Annotated in this window: 22 protein-coding genes and 1 pseudogene; 12 read left to right on the top strand and 11 right to left on the bottom strand. The window is 50.6% G+C overall.

What is annotated here, in order from left to right; translation table 11 throughout:
- The first annotated feature begins 115 nt into the window (after positions 1-115).
- From A3842_RS09030 to A3842_RS09020, 3 genes are read left to right on the top strand one after another with little or no spacing between them, the layout of a single operon-like run.
- Entirely contained in the window at positions 116-370 is a 255-nt protein-coding gene (locus A3842_RS09030) for a FeoA family protein (RefSeq protein ID WP_074083177.1), read from the top strand.
- Positions 367-1,098, top strand: coding sequence for a FeoB small GTPase domain-containing protein (locus A3842_RS09025; protein ID WP_074083176.1), 732 nt, complete (start codon positions 367-369; stop codon positions 1,096-1,098). The genes A3842_RS09030 and A3842_RS09025 overlap by 4 nt, the downstream gene beginning before the upstream one ends.
- Positions 1,076-2,485 carry a nucleoside recognition domain-containing protein gene (locus A3842_RS09020; protein ID WP_074101135.1) on the top strand — a complete coding sequence of 470 codons (1,410 nt, stop codon included), beginning with the start codon at positions 1,076-1,078 and terminating at the stop codon, positions 2,483-2,485. Before A3842_RS09025 ends, A3842_RS09020 begins: the two co-directional genes overlap by 23 nt.
- A gap of 91 nt (positions 2,486-2,576) precedes the next feature.
- Here A3842_RS09020 and A3842_RS09015 read toward each other — a convergent pair whose 3' ends face one another.
- The 3 genes from A3842_RS09015 to A3842_RS09005 all read right to left on the bottom strand — a co-directional run bounded on the left by A3842_RS09015 (position 2,577) and on the right by A3842_RS09005 (position 6,211).
- The gene (locus A3842_RS09015; protein ID WP_074083174.1) at positions 2,577-3,128 is read right to left on the bottom strand and encodes a hypothetical protein; all 552 of its coding nucleotides are present in this window, start codon (positions 3,126-3,128) and stop codon (positions 2,577-2,579) included.
- Between the two features lie 228 nt (positions 3,129-3,356).
- Positions 3,357-4,625, bottom strand: a complete 1,269-nt coding sequence (locus A3842_RS09010) for an alkaline phosphatase (protein ID WP_074101134.1) — start codon at positions 4,623-4,625, stop codon at positions 3,357-3,359.
- Positions 4,626-4,789: 164 nt separating this feature from the next.
- On the bottom strand, positions 4,790-6,211 hold the full coding sequence (locus A3842_RS09005) for an aminotransferase-like domain-containing protein (RefSeq protein ID WP_074101133.1): 1,422 nt from the start codon (positions 6,209-6,211) through the stop codon (positions 4,790-4,792).
- A gap of 201 nt (positions 6,212-6,412) precedes the next feature.
- On the opposite strand from A3842_RS09005, the gene A3842_RS09000 reads away from it, so the two are divergent.
- The 4 genes from A3842_RS09000 to glpX all read left to right on the top strand — a co-directional run bounded on the left by A3842_RS09000 (position 6,413) and on the right by glpX (position 10,548).
- Positions 6,413-7,372, top strand: coding sequence for a DMT family transporter (locus tag A3842_RS09000; RefSeq protein ID WP_074101132.1), 960 nt, complete (start codon positions 6,413-6,415; stop codon positions 7,370-7,372).
- Positions 7,373-8,023: 651 nt separating this feature from the next.
- Entirely contained in the window at positions 8,024-8,668 is a 645-nt protein-coding gene (locus tag A3842_RS08990; RefSeq protein WP_074101131.1) for a helix-turn-helix transcriptional regulator, read from the top strand.
- A 17-nt stretch (positions 8,669-8,685) separates the two neighbouring features.
- A complete protein-coding gene (locus A3842_RS08985; RefSeq protein WP_074083168.1) occupies positions 8,686-9,498 on the top strand; it encodes a pyruvate, water dikinase regulatory protein in 813 nt (270 codons plus the stop codon).
- A gap of 54 nt (positions 9,499-9,552) precedes the next feature.
- Positions 9,553-10,548 carry a class II fructose-bisphosphatase gene (gene glpX / locus A3842_RS08980; protein ID WP_074101130.1) on the top strand — a complete coding sequence of 332 codons (996 nt, stop codon included), beginning with the start codon at positions 9,553-9,555 and terminating at the stop codon, positions 10,546-10,548.
- Between the two features lie 335 nt (positions 10,549-10,883).
- Here the strand turns inward: glpX and A3842_RS33875 are convergent.
- From A3842_RS33875 to A3842_RS08950, 6 genes and pseudogenes are all read right to left on the bottom strand, one after another.
- Positions 10,884-11,065, bottom strand: a pseudogene (locus A3842_RS33875) (transposase); the annotation flags it as partial.
- Between the two features lie 24 nt (positions 11,066-11,089).
- A complete protein-coding gene (locus tag A3842_RS08975) occupies positions 11,090-11,329 on the bottom strand; it encodes a NifU family protein (protein WP_074083165.1) in 240 nt (79 codons plus the stop codon).
- A gap of 292 nt (positions 11,330-11,621) precedes the next feature.
- Positions 11,622-13,019, bottom strand: a complete 1,398-nt coding sequence (gene sufB / locus A3842_RS08965; RefSeq protein ID WP_074101128.1) for a Fe-S cluster assembly protein SufB — start codon at positions 13,017-13,019, stop codon at positions 11,622-11,624.
- A gap of 14 nt (positions 13,020-13,033) precedes the next feature.
- Complete coding sequence (sufD, locus tag A3842_RS08960; protein ID WP_371915993.1) at positions 13,034-14,380, bottom strand: Fe-S cluster assembly protein SufD; 1,347 nt, start codon at positions 14,378-14,380, stop codon at positions 13,034-13,036.
- A 23-nt stretch (positions 14,381-14,403) separates the two neighbouring features.
- Complete coding sequence (gene sufC / locus A3842_RS08955; RefSeq protein WP_074101127.1) at positions 14,404-15,183, bottom strand: Fe-S cluster assembly ATPase SufC; 780 nt, start codon at positions 15,181-15,183, stop codon at positions 14,404-14,406.
- Positions 15,164-15,685 (bottom strand): MarR family transcriptional regulator, encoded by a 522-nt coding sequence (locus A3842_RS08950; protein ID WP_074101126.1) that lies wholly within the window; start codon positions 15,683-15,685, stop codon positions 15,164-15,166. Before A3842_RS08950 ends, sufC begins: the two co-directional genes overlap by 20 nt.
- 175 nt (positions 15,686-15,860) lie before the next feature.
- Between A3842_RS08950 and A3842_RS31960 the strand changes: the two genes are divergently transcribed.
- A complete protein-coding gene (locus A3842_RS31960) occupies positions 15,861-16,094 on the top strand; it encodes a hypothetical protein (protein WP_143186219.1) in 234 nt (77 codons plus the stop codon).
- 213 nt (positions 16,095-16,307) lie between these two features.
- Here the strand turns inward: A3842_RS31960 and A3842_RS08940 are convergent, their stop codons facing one another.
- Positions 16,308-17,024 (bottom strand): general stress protein, encoded by a 717-nt coding sequence (locus A3842_RS08940; protein WP_074101125.1) that lies wholly within the window; start codon positions 17,022-17,024, stop codon positions 16,308-16,310.
- Positions 17,025-17,373: 349 nt separating this feature from the next.
- Here A3842_RS08940 and A3842_RS08935 point away from each other — a divergent pair, with 349 nt between their 5' ends.
- The 4 genes from A3842_RS08935 (at position 17,374) to A3842_RS08920 (ending at position 21,093) form a co-directional block, all read left to right on the top strand.
- Entirely contained in the window at positions 17,374-17,685 is a 312-nt protein-coding gene (locus tag A3842_RS08935; protein WP_074083158.1) for a (2Fe-2S) ferredoxin domain-containing protein, read from the top strand.
- A gap of 205 nt (positions 17,686-17,890) precedes the next feature.
- Complete coding sequence (locus A3842_RS08930; RefSeq protein WP_074101124.1) at positions 17,891-18,739, top strand: AraC family transcriptional regulator; 849 nt, start codon at positions 17,891-17,893, stop codon at positions 18,737-18,739.
- A 324-nt stretch (positions 18,740-19,063) separates the two neighbouring features.
- Complete coding sequence (locus A3842_RS08925) at positions 19,064-20,053, top strand: aldo/keto reductase (protein WP_074101123.1); 990 nt, start codon at positions 19,064-19,066, stop codon at positions 20,051-20,053.
- 131 nt (positions 20,054-20,184) lie between these two features.
- The gene (locus tag A3842_RS08920) at positions 20,185-21,093 is read left to right on the top strand and encodes an aldo/keto reductase (RefSeq protein WP_074101122.1); all 909 of its coding nucleotides are present in this window, start codon (positions 20,185-20,187) and stop codon (positions 21,091-21,093) included.
- 90 nt (positions 21,094-21,183) lie between these two features.
- On the opposite strand, the gene A3842_RS08915 is transcribed toward A3842_RS08920, so the two are convergent.
- The coding region (locus A3842_RS08915) for an S-layer homology domain-containing protein (protein ID WP_218618668.1) at positions 21,184-22,892 on the bottom strand (1,709 nt) is incomplete at its 5' end.

The following is a 22,892-nucleotide window of genomic DNA, read 5'->3' as shown; positions in this document are numbered from 1 at the left end:
AACTTTTTTGTTGCAGGGACAAATTTATTTACGTATACTACTATTGTGACACACTACAAGAATCTATCCCTAGTGCACAATATGTACTAATTTCTATATGAAGGAAGGGGAATTTATGGCTGGAGCACTTATTCCATTGTCTAAAGCGGTGAATGGCAGCAAACTCGTGATTAGCGGCATCGAAGTGCAGGGGGTGCTGCGGAGAAGGCTGCTGGATCTCGGATTTGTCGTCGGCAACACGGTAGAAGTGCTGCGGCGCAGCCCTCTGGGCGACCCTACGGCATTCCGCTTGAGTAATACAACGATTGCGCTGCGGCGCGAAGAAAGTGAATTAATCTACGGAACTTTGATTGGAGGTGGAGGCGAATGAATCCGTTTACTGTAGCTTTTGCGGGTAACCCCAATACGGGAAAAAGCACGCTTTTCAATCTTCTGACCGGACTGCGTCAGCACACCGGCAACTGGGCGGGCAAAACCGTCATTACGGCCGAAGGCGAATTCACCCACAAAAACCACACTTACCGCGCAGTCGATCTTCCGGGCACCTATTCGCTGTACTCCAATTCCGCCGACGAAGAGGCGGCCAGGGATTACATCATTTTCGAGGAACCGGATGTAACGCTCGTAGTTCTGGACGCCACTTCGCTTGAACGCAATCTCAACCTCGCGCTGCAGGTGCTGGAGATTACCGGGCGGGCCGTGATCTGCATCAACCTGATCGATGAAGCCCGCAGACTGGGTATCGTCATCAATGTGAAGGCGATCTCGAAGCAGCTTGGGGTTCCGGTTGTGGCCATCTCCGCCAGGAGCAAAATCGGCATTGATGCTCTTCTGGATCAGATCGAGCGTGTCGCCACTGGCGCTTTTACGGCACAGCCGCTTCGCATCAGCTATAGTGACGAAATTGAACAGGGCATCGCTGAGCTGATCCCCATGGTCGAACAGGCCATTGGCACAAGATATCCGGCGCGCTGGATTGCCCTCCGGCTGTTAGACGGTGATGACAGCCTGATCACTTCGCTTAAGGCCCATATGGGGCGCACAAATATTTCTGCAGCAAAGGAGGTTGTGGGTCATGGAGTCACCGCATGTCATTAAGGGAACGGACGCCATGGATTCCCTGCTGCCCTTCGCGAAGAAGCTGGCTGACAAAGGGGCCATCCGCGACGAAATTGTCAGTGGAATCTACGGGGTGTCGGCCGGTATTTGCCGTGACTCTGTGACCTACAAGGACCAGCAGAAACTCGCCAGCACCTATAAGCTGGATCAGATCGTCACCTCCAAAATCTGGGGTTTCCCTATTATGCTCGCCGCCCTCGGCCTCGTGTTCTGGATTACAATTGCAGGTGCCAACTATCCTTCAGGATGGCTCGCTTCCTTTTTCGGCTGGATTGAAGGCTATCTGACGGCAGGTTTTGAGGCGTTGAACGCACCGGCCTGGCTGCATGGCGTTCTCGTGCTTGGACTATACCGCGGAACCTCCTGGGTGATCAGTGTCATGCTGCCGCCCATGATGATTTTCTTCCCGGTGTTTGCCCTGCTGGAGAATTTCGGCTATCTTCCGCGCGTGGCATTCAATATGGACCGGCTGTTCAAAAAATCCGGCGGCCACGGCAAACAAGCCCTGACCATGTCGATGGGCTTTGGCTGCAATGCTGCTGCCATTCTCTCCACCCGCATTATCGAGTCCCCCCGGGAACGGATGCTGGCTATCCTGACCAATAACTTCGTGCCCTGCAACGGACGCTGGCCGACACTGATTCTGCTCTCTTCTCTGTTCATGGTCGGAGGTGCTGCAGCAGGCGCACTGCACACATTATCAACTGCACTGGTGTTAATGGGCATTGTCCTGGTTGGAATCACTGTTACCTTGAGCGTCTCCTGGGTCATGTCAAAGACTGCGCTGCGCGGAGTACCCACTCACTACACACTGGAGCTTCCACCATACCGCCGTCCGCAAATTTGGAAAACCATATTGATCTCCTCCAAAGAAAAATCCCTGAACGTGCTAACCCGGGCAATCGTCGTCGCTGCACCGGCGGGAATCGTCACCTGGATTCTGGGCAATCTGATGGTCGGAGGAGACAGTGTACTTAACCACATGGCTACTTTTTTTGATCCTTTTGCGAATTTGCTGGGTCTGGATGGCTTCATTATTATGGCGTTCATCCTTGGACTTCCAGCCAATGAAATCGTGCTGCCGATCCTGCTTATGGGATATATGTCCTCAGGCGCGATGGTCGATATCGATGGCCTCAGCGGCATCAAGGATATTTTCCTGAGCCATGGCTGGACTTGGCTGACCGCGCTTAATATGATGCTGTTCTCTCTGCTTCACTATCCATGCGGCACCACGCTAATCAATATTTATAAAGAAACCCGCAGTATGAAATGGGCTGTGCTCTCTGCGGTCATCCCGCTCGGAATCGCTATTGCGGTAACCTTCGCCGTTGCCCAGGCTGCCCGGTTGTTCGGCTGGGTGTGATGCAGAAAACTATAGAAGTAAACAACGCAAAAAACTCCTTCACAGCCGAAACCGTGAAGGAGTTGGTGCCTGAAATGATTAAATCAATGGCTTACTTGGCAGCCTTAGCAGCAGCTACAATAGCTTTCAGGTAGCCTTGGGTATCTACAAGAGTAGCTCCGCTTACAGCGTCAACCATTTGCTCTTTGCTCTTTGCAGCCAGTGTAGCTTCCAGCGACTTGATTGTTTTGCCCGTTGCATATTTCTCAATGGCAGCCATGTTCTTGTCATAAGAAACCGTAGATTTGGCTTCTTCTTTCATATGTTCGCTATAATATTTGGCATTGGCTTTCTTGGAAGCCAGGACCATTGCTGGATCTTTGTAGTTCTGTCCGAAGTCCTTGTCCGAGTTAGGCACTCCCGTTGCCACATCGGAGCCCAGGAATTGATAATCGTCCAGTGAAGCGGCTACGATCACACCATTTTGGACTACGGCAACTGCCACAGTGAAGCATTTCGTGCCATGAGCGGCAGCTTCTACCCGGCCAACCTTAAGAGGTGCGCTTGCAGCAGAAGAGACATTGTTCAGAGCGCCACTGTTCCCTACGCCTACAACAGCCAAGGAGATACCGGCTACCAGCAATAATTTTGTTACCTTTTTCACAACCATTCCCCCAGTCCTATGATTAAAACGCTTACAATCTATATTTATCAATTTCTAGCAATTCCGTCAGTTACAAATGTTACTAGAAAAATGTAAATACATGGAACCAAATCCAAACGCAGCGGATAGGTTTCTTAGCTCAAACATAACAATCTTTATATATAGAAAAAGCCAGCCGAAAATCCGGCCAGCTTATCTATTACAAAGGCACTAGCTCCCTCTGACGTTCTATTTCTTCGCTTTAAAACCATAGGCTTGCATCATCTTCTCGAACACGGCTGTGTTCTCAAAAACTCCCGTAAAGAGCTGGGCGTTTTTCCCCATTGCTGTAACCGGAATATCCACCGCCGTATGGCCGGAGGTTGTCCAGTCCACTACAAAGCTTTGCTTGGAATTGGCGATAGCGAACGGACCGTCTTCTTTGGAGATACCGTCTCCTGTTTCATCCTCTGCATCGACCGCTTCGATGGAAAGTCCTCCGGTTTCATGGTCAGCCAGCACCAGCACCAGCGTGTCTGGATTCTTTTTGGCAAAATTCTTGGCCACCTGCACAGATGCATCCAGAGCCTGGCCGGATTTAATCGTCATCTTGGCATTGTTTCTGTGGGCAAATTCATCCGTACCTTCTTCCTCTACCATCAGGAAAAAGCCTTTTTTGTTCGCGGACAGGGTGTCAATCGCTTTCTGGGTCATTTCCGGCAGGGAGACTACAGGGTTGTAGATATCCCCTTTGCCTTCCTCATTCTGCTGAAACATCTCCTCGTTGGCGAACAGTCCCAGCAGCTTGCCGTTTTTGGCCTGCTTCAAGCCTTCTTTGGTCGATATATAGTTGTAACCCAGCTGTTTCGCTTTGGTGACTAGATTGCCCTGGCTTCCTTTGCTCTTCTCCGAAGGATCTTCAGCCGGAGCATCCGGGAACTTGCCTGCTTCGCCAGCCGGGTACCAGAAATCCTCACCGCCGCCGAGCAGAACATCCACTTTGCTCTTAGTCAAGAGCTGCAGTGCAATGTCGCTTTGTTTCGAGCGGTCTTCCACGTGAGCGCCAAACGCTGCGCCCGTAGCATCCGTAATTTGGCTGGTGGTTACTACACCTGTGGACATACCGGCATCTTTGGCGTATTCTGCAATGGTTTTAACCGATTTTTTGTTGGCATCCATGCCGATGGCGCCATTATATGTCTTCACCCCGCTGGCATATGCTGTAGCGGATGCAGCTGAATCTGTAACCGGTACGGTAGAGCTCGTATGTACCAGCCCTGCGTAGGGCATATCATCCATGGCCAATTTGCCATTTTCGCCTACGGTCGCCAGCCGGATCGCATTACGCGCTGCTGTCCCCATGCCGTCGCCGACAAAAAGAATGACATTCTTCGTTTTTGCGGAAGCCGCCTCTGCCGGTTTGGCAGACTGTGCAGCCACTACACTCGTAGCCAAAAGCGCCCCTGCTGCAGTTACAGTTAATGCAGTCTTGAATCTATTCTTTTTCTGAGAATTCATATATACCCTCCTTAAGGTTAATTACTACCTCATACTAGAGCAATTATATTAAGGGGATATTTCACGAACGCCCGATTAATGTAAAACAACACAAGAACTATGCATTTTTTGTAAAATTTCTTCATTCTCCTGCAGAACCCGGATACTCATTCATGAGCACGTAGTCACCTCTTTTGCTGCCCAAGCGCAAGCGCTGCCAGACGACGTATACCTTCGCGCAGCACACCTCCGCTGGCAAAGGAGTAGCTCAGCCGCAGCCAGGACTTCATCTCTCCCAGCGGATCAAGAATTTCACCGGGGACAAAGGAGATGGACTGCTCCATAGAACGCTCAAACAGCTCAGGCACGGAAATAGACTCCGGCAGCTTCACCCAAAGATTAAGCCCGCCCTGCGGGGTTGTCCATTCCCATCCGGTAGCGGCAAGCTCCTCCTCCACAATCTCCTTATGCACCTGGAGTGCGATCCGCAGCTTCCCGAGATGCTGCTGCAGGCGCGGCGAGGTGTAGTAGTGCAGAAAGATTTTCTGATTCAAAATCGGCGTGCCGTTGTCCGCCAGCGATTTGGCGGTAATCAGCTGTTCCATGAACGGGTACCGGCAGCCAACTGCGCAGATCCGCAAGCCTGGGGCGACATATTTGCTGAAGCTGCTGATGTAGATTACCCAGCCTTCCGTATCATACGCAAAAAACGGCGGCGGCGGCTCCTCCGTGAAATACATGTCGCGGAACGGATCATCCTCCACGAGCAGACAGCGGTAGCGCTCCGCCAGCTCAACCAGTAGCTTGCGCTGCGGCGCCGGAACCGTATAACCGGTGGGATTGTGATGTGTCGGATTCATATAGAACATCCTTGGCCGGTGCCTGCGCATCAGTTCCTCGACCTGCTGTAGATCATAACCCTCTGGAGTAATCTCCACCGGTACCAGCCGGGCTCCCAGACGCCGGAAAATATCCATCGCCGCGCTATACGTCGGCCGTTCCACCAGCACCGCATCCATCGGCCCCAGCACAACGCCCGCGATCAGATTAATCGCCTGCTGAGCACCCGAAGTTACCAGCAGTTCACCCGGTGACAACTGCAGCTTGTGCTTCTCCCGGAAATGGCGGCTAAGCATATCCCGTAGTTCCTCGTCTCCCTGGACTGAAGAGTACGTTCCCATGACCTTCGGATAGAGATCGAACACTTTTTTGACGTATTCGGACAGGAACAGGTTGGGCAGCAGTCCAGGATCAATCAGCGCCTGTGAGAACTGGTAGCTGACCGGTATCCGCTGAATATCGGACATCGGGTTCACAAGCATATAGGCGGATACCGCCGCACCCTCTGCCGCTTCTTCCGCCAAACTGCTGACCGGTGACATATAATAGCCGGATTTGTCTTTTACATACACCTTGCCGTCTTCCGTCAGCTCTCTGTAGGCCTTGAATACCGTAAGCCTGTGAACCTTCAGCTCCTCAGCCAGCAGCCGGATCGACGGCAGCTTGTCATGCGCCTTCCATTCTCCGCGTTCCATCCGGTTGTACATGTATTGATACACCTGGCGAAACAATGGGGAGTTCTGCTCTGCTCCTGCCGCCTTTTTCATCAGTCTGCCGCTCCTTTACCAGATGACTCTGTCAATAGCTAAGTCCATAACCACCTGTAGTTAACTTCTCTTGGCCTTATTGTACAATATTCCGCCTCCTATCTGTTCTATTGTCTGCAATCTGTTCTGTCCAGTTTCCGGTATGATGAATCGAACACTTGAGCCAACTGCCACACTGCCATCACAAAGGGGAACTGAAACATGATTATGCTTGCTTACTCGCTCGTCTGTCTGATCTTCGGCACGACCTTCCTGGCTATAAAAATCGGCGTGGACGCCGGTACACCTCCGTTCTTCTCGGCGGGTTTGCGTTTTTTCGTTGCAGGTGCTGTACTCTTCCTCTTTATGGCCTGGAAAGGCAAAGCCAGCTTGGCCCTGCTCCTGCGCAAAGAGATGTTGTTCACCGGCGCTGCACTAACCTTCGGAACCTTTTCCGCACTGTACTGGGCCGAGCAATATGTCTCCTCAGGGCTTGCCGCTGTGCTGTCCGCAACCGGTCCGATGATGATTCTGCTGATGCAGACCGCTGTTCTCCGGCAAAAAGCGCCTTCCTATTCGCTGATCGGCTGCATTATCGGCTTCGCTGGCGTACTGCTGCTTGTGCTGCCCAGCCTTGCCATTGAGGTTTCTCCCCTGTGGGTCACCGGTTGCGCTGTGGTGCTGATCGGAGAAATCTGCTACGCGGCGGGAGCCATCTATTCCAAAAAAGTAACCAGCACCTTCTCCGGCGAATCGCCCGTTGCCCTGAATGCAGCGCAGATGATGTACGGCGGCGCGCTGCTGTTCCTCCTGTCCCTGTTCACGGAAAAAGTACATCCTGAGGTGCTGCTGTCCTTCCATACAGCCGGTTCTCTGCTCTACCTAACCGTAATCGGCTCCATGGTCGGCCATACGCTGTTCTACTGGCTGGTGGCGAAAACCAATCCTGTCTTTCCGTCCACCTGGCTGTATATCTCCCCGCCGATCGCGGTCGGTGTAGGCTTCCTCTTCTACGGAGAATCGGTAACCTGGATCACCCTCATCGGCGTATTCACCATCATCGCCGGCACTGTGCTCGTAAATGCAGGTGCGCTTAAGCAACTGCTGTTCAAGCCGAAGCGCAGCACCCCGCTGGTGCAGCCAGTGGCAGGAGAGGCTTATCCGCGGAAGCGGATTCTGTAAGAGCGGCCGGCCCAGGGTGGCGTAAGCCGCTGTGCCAGGTGGGCCGGGTGCGTTACTGAGCGGGAGTCGGGGCACACGACGGAGAACGGTACGCCTGCCGGGACAGGCAGGGGATGGCGCGGACAATGACGTTTCTGAGTCCGCAACATTTAGTCCATCTGCATTGGAACGGTAGCTGAATAAACGAGAGATATGGAGGGACTAACCAGTACTCATATCTCTCATGAACTCAACGCTTGCACATGCTCCGCTAATCCAATACACGCACATACTAGCCTAACCCAACATACGCACATGTTCCCCTAACTCAACACACACACATGCTCCCCTAACTTAACTTCCAATAGTGCCAACACACATGGCTAACTTGAGCATGGATAACAACCCTTGCGAAATCGCCTTGAACAACAATGTACTCTTCAAGGAAGAGCCCGAAATACTGAAGTTCACGTTCTATATCTCTAGAATATCTTCTGCCGAAAATATATATGACGTATTATATATTGCATTAATGATCATTATTGCGTATTATATAAGCAAGTTAAGGGCTTAATACTCTAATAGGACGTAAGAATGGAAGGGGGAATCGATTATTGGTGCTCCTTTTCTGTTAAGGAACACCTGAATGTATCCGGAAAGTGGAGGGAACCTGTGATCGAACTGACATCCCGTCAACTGCAAATTATTGAAATCGTCAAAAAAAGAGCACCTATCACCGCCGAGCAAATTGCGGAGCATCTCAACCTCAGCAAGCCGACGATCCGCTCGGATTTGTCCGTGCTTGTCATGCTGGAGTACATTGACGCGAAACCCAAGGTAGGTTATTTTCCCGGCAAAAAAACCTCGCAGCGCCTCAGCGGCAGCTATTTGCTGAAAGAAACCAAGGTCAAAGATATTCAGAGCATCCCGATTATTATCCGCGAGACGACAACGATTCAGGATGCTGTAGTCACACTGTTTCTGCAGGATGTCGGCACGCTGATTATCTGCGACGGGGACGGCAAGCTGACCGGGGTGGCCTCGCGCAAGGATTTCTTGAAGGTTACGCTGGGCAATCCCGGAGCAGTGTCCATGCCCGTAAGCATGGTAATGACCCGCCAGCCCAAGGTCGTGACCGTTTCTCCCGAGGATACGGTGCTTGATGCCGCACAAAAAATGATTTTTCACGAGGTGGACAGTTTGCCGGTGGTCATCCCCGGTATTGTGGAAGAAAGCGGCCCGAAACTCGACGTTGTCGGACGGCTGACGAAAACTTCTATTGTCAAACTACTCCTCGATCTAGAAGCCAAAGGATAACGGGGGGAATCAAAAGCATGGAGCCATCCTCACATTTCATAACGATATGCTCAGATTCTATTGGGGATACAGCGGAGGCTGTCGTGCAGGCTGTTATCCACCAATTCCAGAATCAGCGTGTCACGATCAGAAGATACGGCAACGTAAGACATGAAGACGAGCTCAGGAAGCTGATGGAGGAGACCGCTCAGCTTCAGGGCTTTGTCGCCTACACGCTGGTCCAACCGGAGCTGCGGGAGATGATCCGTGAAGAAGCGGTGCGCCTCGACCTGCGGATTGTAGATATCATGGGCCCGATGATGCAAGCCTTCATTGATACCTTTGATGATGCGCCCCAGGCCCGGCCCGGGCTGCTTCACCAGCTCGACGAGGATTACTTCCGCCGGATCGAGGCGATTGAATTCACCGTGGCCTGTGACGACGGGCGCGATCTTGGCGCGATGCTAAAGGCGGATATTGTACTGCTGGGCATGTCACGCACCTCCAAAACCCCGCTCAGTATCTTTCTTGCTCACCGGGGCAAAAAGGTCGTGAACTACCCGATCGTTCCCGAAATCGGTCCGCCGCAGCAGCTGATGAGCCTGCCGCCGAACCGGCTCATCGGGCTTACGATGAAGCCCGAGTATATGCTGAAGATCCGCTCCGAACGTCTGAAGCAGCTTGGACTTCCGGCAGGCTCGCAATATGCCAGCCTGGAGCGCATTACTGAAGAGATGGAATACGCTGCCTTGCTGTTCGGCAAGCTGGGCTGTCCTGTTATTGATATTACAAACAAGGCGATTGAAGAAACAGCAGGTATTATTATGGGTTATATTACCGATTCTCCGTAAGCTTTGCTGATTCAGGCCTGAACCAATACAAATATTATACTGGAGGGAAATCATATGGAACGCGAATTGGCACTGGAAATTGTACGGGTAACTGAACTGGGCGCTTTATCCTCAGCCCGCTGGATCGGAAGAGGCGATAAAAATGCTGCGGATGATGCGGCTACAACCGCCATCCGTTCCATGTTTGATTCCGTCTCCATTGATGGGACTGTGGTCATTGGGGAGGGTGAGATGGACGAAGCTCCGATGCTCTATATCGGCGAGCAGGTCGGGAACCGTACCGGTCCCTCTGTTGATGTAGCCGTAGATCCTCTGGAAGGCACGGAGGTAGTAGCCTGCGGGCTTCACAATGCCCAATCCGTGATTGCCATCGCCGACCGGGGCAGCCTGCTGCATGCGCCTGACATCTATATGGAGAAGCTGGCCTGCGGTCCCGAGCTCGCCGGCAGGCTCAGCCTGGAAGATCCGGCCGAAGTTACATTGCACAAGGCCAGCCTCATCACCGGCAAAGCGCTCTCCGAGCTGACGGTAATGGTCCTTGACCGCAAGCGGCACGAGAAGCTGATCGCCACCCTGCGCGGGCTGGGCGTGCGCGTCAAGCTGATCGGCCACGGCGATGTCGCTGGAGCTATCGCGGCAGCACTGCCGGACAGCGATGTCGATCTGTACATGGGCTCCGGCGGAGCACCGGAAGGCGTGCTGGCTGCTGCCGCACTGAAATGCCTCGGCGGGGAGCTGCAAGGCAAGCTGCTGCCGGACGGTCCCTTCGAGCTGCAGCGCTGCCTCTTAATGGGTATTGAGAACCCGACACGCGTGCTCTCGATGGAGGATATGGTTGGTACGGGAGATGTCATCTTCGCGGCGACCGGTGTAACCTCCGGCGAATTCCTTAACGGAGTCCGCTTCATCGGCAAGGAGCGTGCCGAGACCCATTCCGTCATTATGCGGGCGCAGAGCCGCACCATCCGTTATATCCGCAGCATACACTTCCTGCCTGGCAAGGATATTCCGCAGGTGGCCACCAGCCGGCAAAATGCGGCTCTCATCTAATTGATGTCGACTAGTATAGCGTAGCTGAAAAATCCCAGCAATTCACTAGCTCCTAAAATGTGTATGAGATAGTAAGAAGAAACCTCTTATAAAGGGGTGCACACTTAGCCTCATTCCCGGCTTTGACGTGGCGACCGGCCAGATTGTGGCGTCGTCGATGGGGACGACCCGGAAGGGAAGCACCTCTGTGCCTAAATGATGGTTTGTTTCAGCTGTGATGTACTAGCCTGTCTGGAGGATGGTATAAAGGGGATTCATTACGGGGATTTATGCTCAGAGGTAGAGATAATTAGACCCTCTGAGCATACAGTGAAAAACCCCAAAAATCGGGGCAGCAGCGGAGGAGGAGCATCAAAGATGCCTAACCATACCTCCGTCGCTCCACGGTGATACAGGTCTTCTAGGACCTCAAGCCAACCGTTTGAACTCTCATGCCTTCCACGTAAAATCCGAGTGTCTCCCGATGGCCGAGCTGGTTAATCCCTATGACGAGATTGATGACCTCCCTCTGCACTGTTAATTCGTCTCTGTTAAAAGAAGTTTAAAAAACTTGTACAACTTCTTTAATCTCATCGATCTCCTCAAGAATTGCGCGCTCAATAGCAACCTTTAGCGTAATCGTAGCACTTGGGCAACCGTTGCAAGCTCCCAAAAATCTTAATTTGGCTATACCGTTCTCAACCTCGACGAGTTCAGCATCTCCACCGTCACGCAGTAAGAAAGGACGTAGTTTGAGAAGCACTTCCGATACTTCATCGAATAAAATTCCATTCTCCTCCATTATTCCAGCTCCTCTCATTGTTTTCTCAACAGTCAATTTAAGCCTTTTTCACCTAGATAGTCTGTCTGAATGATCCTTTGCTTTTTGCCTAAGAATGGCCTCTTGATCCGAAAGTTCCCTTATAGCCGTATACACAGAATCTAAAGGTATCATCACACCACAACTTGCGCTCAATCCTGACAGCATATTGAAGTAGAATTGAAGTTTCCGTATCTCTCGGGTAATTTGAGCTAGTTCTGTATTGTCCGAATTCTTTTTCTTCATTACTAACACCTCGTACTTCCTTAATGAATCAACCGATGCTTCCTTCCATTTCAAATTGAATCAGGCGATTCATTTCAACGGCATATTCCATCGGCAATTCTTTGGTAAACGGCTCAATAAAGCCCATTACAATCATTTGTGTGGCATCTTGTTCTGTAAGCCCGCGGCTCATTAAGTAAAACAATTGTTCCTCGGACACTTTGGATACTGTTGCCTCATGCTCCAAAGTAATCTGATCGTTTTTAACTTCATTGTACGGAATCGTATCTGAGGTTGACTGGTTATCCAAAATCAACGTATCACACTTAATATTGGACTTGGACCCTGCAGAGTTGCGGCTGAAGCTCGACAATCCCCTGTAGTTTACTTTGCCGCCCTGCTTGCTGATGGATTTGGATATAATCGTAGATGTTGTCTCGGGAGCAAGATGAATTACCTTCGCGCCAGCGTCTTGATGCTGATCTTTACCGGCTACGGCAATAGACAGAATGGACCCCTTGGCTCCCCTTCCTTTCAAGATTACAGCCGGGTACTTCATGGTTACCTTGGAGCCGATGTTGCCGTCCACCCATTCCATTGTGGCATTTTCCTCTGCCACAGCCCTTTGGGTTACCAGGTTGTAGATATTAGGAGCCCAATTCTGGATGGTCGTGTAACGGACACGGGAATCTTTGCGGCAAATAATTTCAATCACTCCGCTATGCAGAGAGCTGGTACTATAAATAGGTGCTGTGCATCCTTCCACATAGTGGATAAAGCTGCCCTCTTCGGCAATAATTAATGTCCGCTCGAATTGTCCCATATTTTCAGAATTAATCCGGAAGTATCCTTGGATCGGAACCTCGCACTGCACACCTCTCGGGATGTATACAAAGCTGCCGCCTGACCAAACCGCGCTGTTAAGCGCAGCAAATTTGTTGTCGGAGGGCGGGATGATCGTTCCAAAATGTTGCTTGAACACTTCAGGATATTGCTTTAAAGCAGTATCTGTATCAAGGAAAACAACGCCCTGATCCTCCAGTTCCTTCCGCATACTGTGATAGACTACTTCCGACTCGTATTGAGCGGATACGCCCGCCAGAAACTTTTGCTCCGCTTCAGGAATCCCCAGCTTGTCAAAGGTTGCTTTAATCTCGGAGGGAACCTCCTCCCAGGTCTTTCCCTGTTTCTCAGAAGGGCGAACGTAATATTGGATGTTATCAAGATTTAGTCCGGACAGATCCGCTCCCCACTTGGGCATCGGCATTTTGTAGAATTGCTTCAAAGCTTTCAGCCGAAAATCGAGCATCCACTCCGGCTCTTCCTTGATCCGGGAAATTTCCCGGACAATCTCTTCAGTCAGACCTTTTCCGGATTGAAAAATAGACTGGTGCTCATCGCGAAACCCATATTTATATTCGCCCATATCCGGCGCTTTTTTAGCCATTGTTACCGCTCCTTTTAACCTTCATAAGCCTCACTTTGATTGGCTCTGATTCCCTGCGATCTGCCAAGCTTTTTCTCCACTACATCCTGCAGGCGGCTACGCACTCCCACCAGCGGAATCTCCGAAATGACAGGAGCGAGGAATCCGAAAATAACAAGATATTCGGCTTCACTCCTTGAGATCCCGCGCGACATCAGATAATAGATTTGTTCCGCATTTACTTGCCCCACGGATGCAGCATGACCGGCGGTTACATCATCCTCATCGATCAGCAGGATCGGATTGGCATCACCGCGCGCATTTGGACTTAACATCAGTACACGTTCTGTTTGCTGACCATCACAATGGGTTGCACCTTTTTCAATTTTTGTAATCCCGTTGATAATGGCCGTAGCTTCTTCACGCATTACTGCGCGTGTGATCATTTGGCTCACCGAGCTTCTGCCAAAATGCTGGGCTTGCGTAGTACAACTCAATTTCTGGTCCCCAGATCCTACCGCAATCACCTTAGCATCAGAGATGGACCCGTTGCCCTGAAGTAATGTCTTGGTATCACTGGCGGTATAGCCATCATTCATCTCGCCGACAATCCATTCTACACCGCCATCCGCAAGAACAACCGCACGCCGCTGGGTGAAGTCCGTTGTTGCTGCAGCAAGCTGATGAACAGAAGCGACCTGCACCTTGGAGCCTGCCCCTGCAAACACCTCTACCACACCATTATGCAAAACCTTGATATCATCTCTTCTCGATATACAATGATCCACATAGCTGATCTTGCTGTTGTTCCCAGTCACAATCAAGATGTGAGGAGCAAAAAGCGCCCCGCTCGTATCGCTATAAAAGATCGCTTGAATGGGAGCTTCAACCTCTATACCGTCTGGGACATATAGAAAAACGCCACCACTCCATAAGGCACTGTGCACAGCAGACAATCTGTGTTCTTCCGGCTTCACAGCCTGAAAGAGATAACGTTGAACCAACTCCTCATGCTCTTTTGCCGCAGTATGCAGGTCCGTTAAAATTACTCCCTGGGCGGCTAAATCAGCCGACAATTCTGTGTACACTACATCCGAATTGATCTGAACGATGAGTCCGCCTTCCACCGGAGAGGCAACCAAACCTCGAACAACCTCCGGCGCATCTTCCAAACCTGACCACGCATTCTCAGCTTTGTAATCACCACTTTCGTAGATATCCCATTTTTCAAGCTTGATTTTCTCCACTTTAGGCAGCTCCAGCGTCCCTGCCAGCTCGAGTGCCCGAATCCGGTGTTCAAGCAACCAACGAGGTTCATCCTTAGCACTTGACCAAGCGCATAAAGCGTTCGCATTCATTGAAATTTTTGCTTGTATACCCACTTGCTTTTCCTCCTCTTCAGCTTTCAAACTTCCCCGCCTACCGTCTCATCCGTAATCCCAAGCTCCTCTTTTACCCAATCGTACCCTTCTGCCTCTAAACGGTGGGCAAGCTCCGGGCCGCCAGATTTGACAATCCGGCCTTGCATCATGACATGCACAAAATCCGGGGTAATATAGTTCAGCAGGCGCTGATAATGGGTAATGATGATAAATCCTCTGTCTGGACTGCGCAGCTCATTTACACCATTGGCTACAATACGCAGTGCATCAATATCAAGCCCGGAATCTACTTCATCCAAAATCACAAACTTGGGTTCAAGCATCATCATTTGCAAAATCTCATTCCGCTTTTTTTCACCGCCCGAAAATCCCTCATTCAAATAACGATGCGCGAATTCCGGGTTCATCTCTAGCCCCTTCATTTTGCTCTCCAATTCACGGATGAAACGGATTAATGATATCTCCTGGCCTTCTTCACGCCGCGCATTGATGGCACTTCTGAGAAAGTCCGAGTTCGTTACGCCGGCAATTTCACTTGGGTATTGCATAGCGAGGAACAAGCCTGCCCGGGCACGCTCATCCACCTCCATCTCCAGAAGGTCTTCATCGTCCAATGTCACCTTGCCGCCGGTAACCTCATATTTTGGATGGCCCATTAACGCAGAAGCCAACGTACTTTTCCCCGTCCCGTTAGGCCCCATAATCGCATGAATCTCTCCGCCCTGAATCTCCAGTGTGAGCCCTTTTAAAATTTCTTTCCCTTCAATCTTGGATCTTAATTCCTCAATCTTTAATGTCGTCATTTATCGTAAACTTCCCTTCGGAGTATTCTTCGGCACGCGCCACCAAATCACTCATAAATTTTCCAATAGTCTGCAGTTCAACCTCTGAATAGGATTCCATGAATTGGTAAAATCTTTCTTCTTTTTCTTTGTGCAGCTCCTTATGCAAATGATAAACGTGTCTTCCCTTATCCGTTAAGCTAAAGTAAATCTCCTTACGATTGTTGTTCAGTTGACTTCTCATAATGAAGCCCATTTCCAGCAGCTTTGAACTAATTTTAGTAATGCCAGCTTTGGACAACCCCATCTTCTCCACAATCCCGGTATGATTGATCGGTTCATAATCACCAATGCAATCAATAACGTGTACACTAGTAATATTGTTGGAGAGCATGTCAATCTGGTACTTTCTGGCCTGTTGCCGAAACGAATTAAATTCTTGTTCGGTATACAACTCGTTCAGATGCAGCATTCTTATATATTGCTCGTAAAGATGACCTTTAAAATGATTTTGAAACTCCAATTTTGCAGTCTCCCCTCTCTTGTAGTAGTTGCAGACCAAGGTGCAGTGTCAGCAATAGATTGCAATTCTTTTTTGTTCACATGTGAACAAAACTATATTAACATAACTGATAATGATTATCAATATCAATTATGTTTAGTGTGACGCAATTCTGGAGACGCTTTTCATTGGTTCGTTGTCATTCTCATCGGCTTCATTCTGCGTTCCGACCAATGGGGTCTCATCTCCATTATCCGGGATTTATCCGTTTCGCTCCGGTGTAACGAAGCAACAAGTCGTGCAAATCGTTGCGATTGCCTGTGAAGAGGAAGAAGCAACCGGCCAGATTGTGGTCATCTGGACGAACCTCCCGGTCAAAAGGGAAAGCATGGCATTCTGGCCACCCAAACCAGCCGTGCACGATTTTTAGCAGATTCTAGCCACCACATTCGGTTTGTGTATACGCCTAAACACTGTTCATGGCTAAACGAAATTGAGATCTGGTTTAGTATTCTGGTCCCATCACAATCCGTTGATTCACTCCATACAAGAAGGGTATCCCATGGTCCGGCTGGACCTGAGATACCCTTCTTGTATGGAAAATATGTTAAGTCATACACCACTATACCTGTTAACTTACACTTTACCGGTTCGTATTCTGCCTGTTGGAAGCATTCAGCTCATCTTGGCGGAGCTGGCGCTGCCTGCGTTCTTCCTCTTCTCTGTTTCGCTCTGAATTCATCGTGTCCAGCCCAGTATCCTTGCGTCCTTCCAGACCGGAGCCGTTGAATGCGGCATCTACGGTGTCACTGACTGAATGACGGGCGCTGGCTGCAGCCTCACTTTCAGGAATCGCTTCATCTACATAACGGTCGGAATTGGCGGAGTTATGATTGCGGAGCACGGAATATACATCATTGGCCCGGGCGCTGTCCGCATCCACCATGACAAGAATCCGGCCCTCGTCCACATAGTTGTCGTAGCTCTGTGCTTCATCCTCCGGTATGCCGAGTCCAATCAGTCCGCCGACAAGTCCGCCAGTTCCCGCTCCCACCGCAGCTCCGGCCAGCGTAGCCGCAATGGGTCCCGCCGCAAGAATAGGGCCAATCCCTGGAATCGCTAGTGCTCCGATACCTGCCAGAAGTCCGGTCACACCTCCCAGCACACCGCCGGTTGCCGCCCCTGAAGCCATTCCCTCAGGCGCTTTGGTACCCGTTTCATTATTGATAGTTTCGACATCCTGTTTGTTCCGTGCAATCACTGAGATATCCTCTGTCATAAATCCGCGGCCTTTTAACTCCTCGATAGCCTGCGAAGCCTCATGTTCGGTATAAAATACACCTACAATTTTCTTATTCATAACGATTCCCTCCTGATAGCATGTTTTGGGTGTCCATTGATGATGCAGCTTGTTTCACACCTCTTACTTAACCAAACAACCGGGGCCGAAACTGTAGAATATCCCTTTTCATGCTAAATCCACAAAACAATTTATGAAACAGGAAAACATTCGGGAAATAGAAAACTAGACACATTTTCATCAAATTTATAGAATTCGGGTTAGATAATCTAACGTGAATATCCTGGTTTCAGGGCATTTGTTAAGCCTTTGGGAACTTTGACCGTTACCCGATTACAGATGATGCAAAAGGGTCTATACTCCTCGTAAGATAGGGTCAACTATTTTCACACAACCAAGGAGGCGTAGGATGAATATGCGACTCAAGGTGCTGAAGAAGCACCTGCTCTTCTGCTGCAGCGAGCACTGTAATAATCAGGATGTGGAAGAGGTCATGCAGGAATTCAAGGAACAGCTCGTGGAAAAAGGGATTAACAAAACCGTCAAAATCAACAAAACCAGCTGTCTCGGCCTTTGCGGCAACGGGCCTTTTGTTATCGTCTATCCCGACGGCATCTGGTATTACAATGTGACTACGGATGATGTGGCGCGTATTGTAGAGGAGCATCTCGTGAACGGCGAGCCGGTCGAAGAACTGGTAATGCTCAAAATGGAAGCCTGATTCCGGTTGACACCGGGCTGGCTGTTTTTCCGTCATCCGGTACAGCAAGCTGTGCCCCGCTATGCCTCCCCATTCTAAATCCTGGAAGTCCCGCCCTCAGCCTGGGGTCTGGGACTTTTTGCGGTTGATCTGCCACGAACGATCTATTGTATAATGAAGTGTATATCCATCCCGGAGCCATCCCATACCGAAAAGAGGCTGAAGCATGGCCATATTCAAATATAATTCAGAGCGCCCCTTCCGGGGCAATTCCGATCTGCATCTTCATTATTGGGGACGTGAGCAGTGTGCTCCCGGACATAGCGTTGGCCCCGGCGTGCGCGACCTGTACAAAATCCATTTCATTCACAAAGGAACCGGCAAAGTCACTGTAGGAGAAGAAACCCACATTTTGCAGCCTGGACAAGCCTTCCTGACTTATCCTCATATTGTCACCCGTTATGCGGCGGACACGGATCATCCCTGGATGTATTCATGGGTTGCTTTTACGGGAGAAGAGATTGGATATCTGCTATCCAAAACCTCTCTCACGCCCGAACACCCCATCTTTCCGATGGATGAATCACTGATGCCCGTACTCTATGACCGGCTTAGTGCTGCGGCTGACCACACAGGCAGTCTCGATCTGCCGCTCAAGGCGATCATGTATGAGTTCTTTGGCCTGCTGCTGCGCACGGTTCCTGCGGCGGCGGACATTTTCCCGGTTCCACGCCAAAAGAGTATTTACGTTGAGCAATGTCTCCACTATCTGCATGCCCATTACTGTGAAAATGTTACCGTGGAGATGATGTCCTCCTCCCTGAAGCTGGACCGCAAATATTTATCCGCGTTATTCAAAAAGACCGTCGGCCTGCCGCCGCAACAGTACCTGCTCAATTTCCGTATTGCCAAAGCGTGTGAGCTTTTAACGGATACAAATTGTACGATTGGTGAAATCTCGCGGTCTGTCGGCTACCAGGACCCGCTGCTTTTTTCGCGTATGTTCAAGAAGGTAAAGGGCTGCTCGCCCAAGGAGTACCGCATCCGTCATGCCGATAATGACATTGTTCTATAAACTTCTTCCTTGCTGACATACGTTTGTCTCCGTGCATCCGCTACAATAAGAGCGTGACCGGGATCGGCTGAAACAAATGCTTACGTGTGATTATTCTTGGTGATTCCAATGGTTTTATTTCGGCAAAAATGAGGGCAAGCCGCCTCTCCTCTATCACACGATGATTACGCTTACAAGTCTTAAGCGAATGCTTAAGAAGTTAGTTTTGTACGGAGTAACACGATGATGCTTTGGCTTACAAAACTTAAGCTTATGCTTACGATCCTAGTTTGTTCGAAGTAAATGCAGGAAGTAACGCTTACAAAACTTTTAGGAGGTAAAAAAATGTACAATGCTAGTCCTGAACGTTATGCAAATATGAAGTACAACCGTACCGGCCGCAGCGGCCTGCTTCTCCCGGCGATCTCACTCGGGCTGTGGCATAATTTTGGCGGCAACGATGTGTTCGAGAACGGCCGGGCCATGATCAGACGGGCCTTCGATCTAGGCATTACCCACTTCGACCTCGCTAATAACTACGGTCCGCCTGCCGGATCGGCTGAAGAGACATTCGGGCAGATTCTGCGCAAAGATTTCGCCGTCTACCGCGACGAGATGATCATCTCCAGCAAAGCAGGCTATTATATGTGGCCAGGCCCTTATGGCGAATGGGGCTCGAAGAAATATCTTGTCTCCAGTCTCGATCAGAGCTTGAAACGGATGGGACTGGATTATGTGGATATTTTCTACCATCACCGCCCGGACCCGAATACACCACTGGAAGAAACAATGGCGGCGCTGGATCTGCTTGTGCGTCAAGGTAAAGCGCTGTATGTCGGTATCTCCAATTACAAGGCTGACGAAGCGCGGGAAGCGGCTCAGATTCTCCGCCGTCTCGGCACGCCTTGCCTGATCCACCAGCCGAATTACTCCATGATGTCGCGCTGGATTGAAGAGGGGCTGCAGGATGTGCTGGCTGAGGAAGGCATCGGCACCATCGCCTTCTCTCCGCTGCAAAAAGGTATCCTTACCGACCGCTACCTCAAAGGAATCACACCGGATTCCCGCGCAGCCGGACCGAGCGTGTTCCTCTCAGAGAAGGAAATCACTGCAGAGGTGATCAGCAAGGTCAGCCAGCTGAACGATCTGGCTGCTGCACGCGGACAGAAAATGTCGCAGTTGGCCCTGTCATGGGTGCTGCGCGGCGGCAAAGTGACCTCGGCTCTGATCGGCGCAAGCAAGGTGAGCCAGATCGAGGATGCCGTAGCCTCCTTGAACGCGCCTGAACTCAGCGCGGAAGAGTTGGAACAAATCGAGGCTATTTTGCGGGGATAAGCTGAACGCATACACACACAAAGACGGCAATAGTGACCGCACAGCTGGCAGGCTGCGGCGGCGCTCTATTGCCGTCTTTTGCTGTGGGAATGCTATAATGTACACAAAAAACAACACAGAAAGGGAAGCAAATGAACAAGAACCGTTTAGGAAAGTCCGATCTATACGTAAGTGTCATGGGTCTCGGCTGCATGTCCCTGGGGACCGACGAAGCCACGGCGATTCCGATTATTCATGAGGCGCTTGAGCTAGGCGTTAACTTTCTGGATACTGCCGACCTCTATGATGCCGGGCGGAATGAAGAAATTATCGGGCAGGCGCTGCGTCAACGCCGGGCAGACGTTATCCTCGCTACCAAAGTCGGCAACCGCAGAGTCCCTGGTCAGGAAGGCTGGACCTGGGACCCTTCCAAAGCTTATATAAAGTCGGCAGTAAAAGAGAGCCTGCACAGACTGCAGACGGATTATATCGACCTGTACCAGTTGCATGGTGGTACGCTCGAAGATCCGATTGACGAGACCATTGAAGCCTTCGAGGAGCTGAAGCAGGAGGGACTGATACGCTACTACGGCATCTCCTCCATCCGCCCGAATGTGATCAAGGAATACGTCTCCCGTTCCAATATTGTCAGTGTCATGAGCCAGTACAGCATCCTGGACCGGCGGCCTGAAGAAGAGGTTCTGCCCCTGCTGGAACAGAAGGGCATCAGTGTGATCGCCCGGGGACCGCTGGCAAGCGGCATATTAACCGAACATGGCGCCAGTAAAGCCAAACGGGAATATCTTGGCTACGATAGCGAGGAACTGGTAGGGCTGCATGAACATCTACTGAAGCAGAGCGGCGGCTCCCGTACCCTTACCGAGACAGCGCTGAATTATCCGCTTGCAAATCCGGCAGTTGCCGCTATCATTCCGGGCGCGAGCAGCCTGGAGCAGCTGCGGCTGAATGCGGCAGCTGCCACAGCCGCTCCGCTCTCTCCCGCAGAGCTGGCCGCTGTCCAGGCTGCCAGCAAGTGCAACCGGTATGTGCAGCACCGCTAAGAACATGTATGACGAAGAGGCTGTCCCTGTAACTGTTAGGTCATAACAGTTCAGGAACAGCCTCTTTTCATAATACATGATTTGCTGGTTCTACAGCTTGGAGATCAATTGAACCGCTTCGGCCCGGGTCGCATTCTGCAGAGGCTGGAACTTATTGCCGCTCCGGCCCTGAATCAGACCCAGCTCATGAGCATAAGCCACATATGGCCGGGCCCACTTTGAAATGGAGCTGTAGTCGGCAAAAGCACTAGAAGCTTTTACCGTACTCAGTGACTTATTATTTTTATAGAGATAAGATTTGATCAGCATGGCTGTCATCTCCTGCCGGGAAATAAGCTTGTCCGGTGCAAATGCCGAACCGGAGATTCCCGTTACGATACCGGCCGCAGAAGCTGCAGCAACCTCATCCGCATACCATTTGGCCACTCCAACATCACTGAAGCTGCTTGCATTGCCTGCCTTCAGATTCAGCTTGCGGGCAATAAACGCAGCAAATTCGGCCCGTGTCACCATTTGATTAGGGGAGAAGTGCAGATCACTTGTCCCTGTCACCACCTGCTGAGCCACCATTGCTTGAATGGCACCGGATGCCCAATGAGTAGCGGAAACGTCACTGAACAATTTACTGTATTGCAGCACAGCGTATTTGCTGAAATGACTGGTCTGAACACTCAGATAGCCGCTCTCCAGTTGTCCTGCTGTGTACTGCAGTCCGCCTTGTGCATCCAAATAATAAACACCTGAGAGCGGGGTATCCACGCCTTCGTTAATCTTCAATTTCAACGTGACCGGAAAATCGAGCTCAGACATCTTCGTTTCCTTGCCATCTGCCGTTATGAGCGATAAGCCAAAATCAAAAGCCGCACCAGCGGAGGTAATTGCAGTATTCGCCGATTTACCGGTAGTTCCGCTTGTTGCCTTGGCAATATCATCACTGCTAAGCGGAGTAAAGGAGACGGAAATCTTCGCATCCTTTAGCTGCTCTGCTGGCACAGAAGCCTTAAGCTTCTCCAGATCACCACCTGGAATTTCAATAGACAGATTATCTTTAGAGACAACCAGCGCATTGTCTTTGTTGATTGCTTCAGAGCTTGCAGGCAGCAGGAGCTGCTTAATATCGCTGGCTACAGGTACAGTTACCTTCCCGTTCTCACTTTTGAGTGCTATGTCTAAGGCCTTCGTGACTCCAGCCAGGTCGACTACACTGATAAGAGATTTAACCGCTACCACCGCAGGGACAGATGAGCTTGGTCCTGAGGCCCCGCCTCCTCCTGCTGCACTACCTCCGCCTCCGCCTGGTGTACTTCCACCTCCTGACGTCCCCCCTCCAGAAGCCTGAGGCACTGGAAAGATGTAAGCTTGCAGCGAGCGATTGCCCACTTTGTCTACAGCTGCTACATTAATATGATAAATCTTACCATTGGTTAAACCGTTAATAGTGAAGTTTGTTCGCTTAATAGGTTCTGTCAGCAGACTGCCATCCAGCCAGACCAGGTAACCTTCTAGATCATCTTCCTTATTGCTGTCCCAGGTTACATACAGACTTCCGTTGCCAGATGCCTTCAATCCTGTAGGCTTAGCAGGTGCATATGGATCGCCGGTTACGATGCCCTTCTGACGGTATTCATAGACAAAAGCATCGGCTTCGCCATTTTTGTAGGCATTGGTATAAAGATAAGCACTTCCATATTGAGAGTTAACATTGGGTAAGCTGATCTCATGACCCGAAGCTGAAGAGGTCAGTTTCAAAATATATTGTTCGTCTGTTTTTAGTGGAACTGGAAAAATAAATTTAAAAT

The sequence above is a fragment of the Paenibacillus sp. P3E genome (assembly GCF_001909045.1).
Classification (GTDB): domain Bacteria; phylum Bacillota; class Bacilli; order Paenibacillales; family Paenibacillaceae; genus Paenibacillus_AQ; species Paenibacillus_AQ helianthi.
The sequence above is the reverse complement of the archived record's forward strand: the minus strand, read 5'-3'. Positions and strand labels throughout refer to the sequence as shown.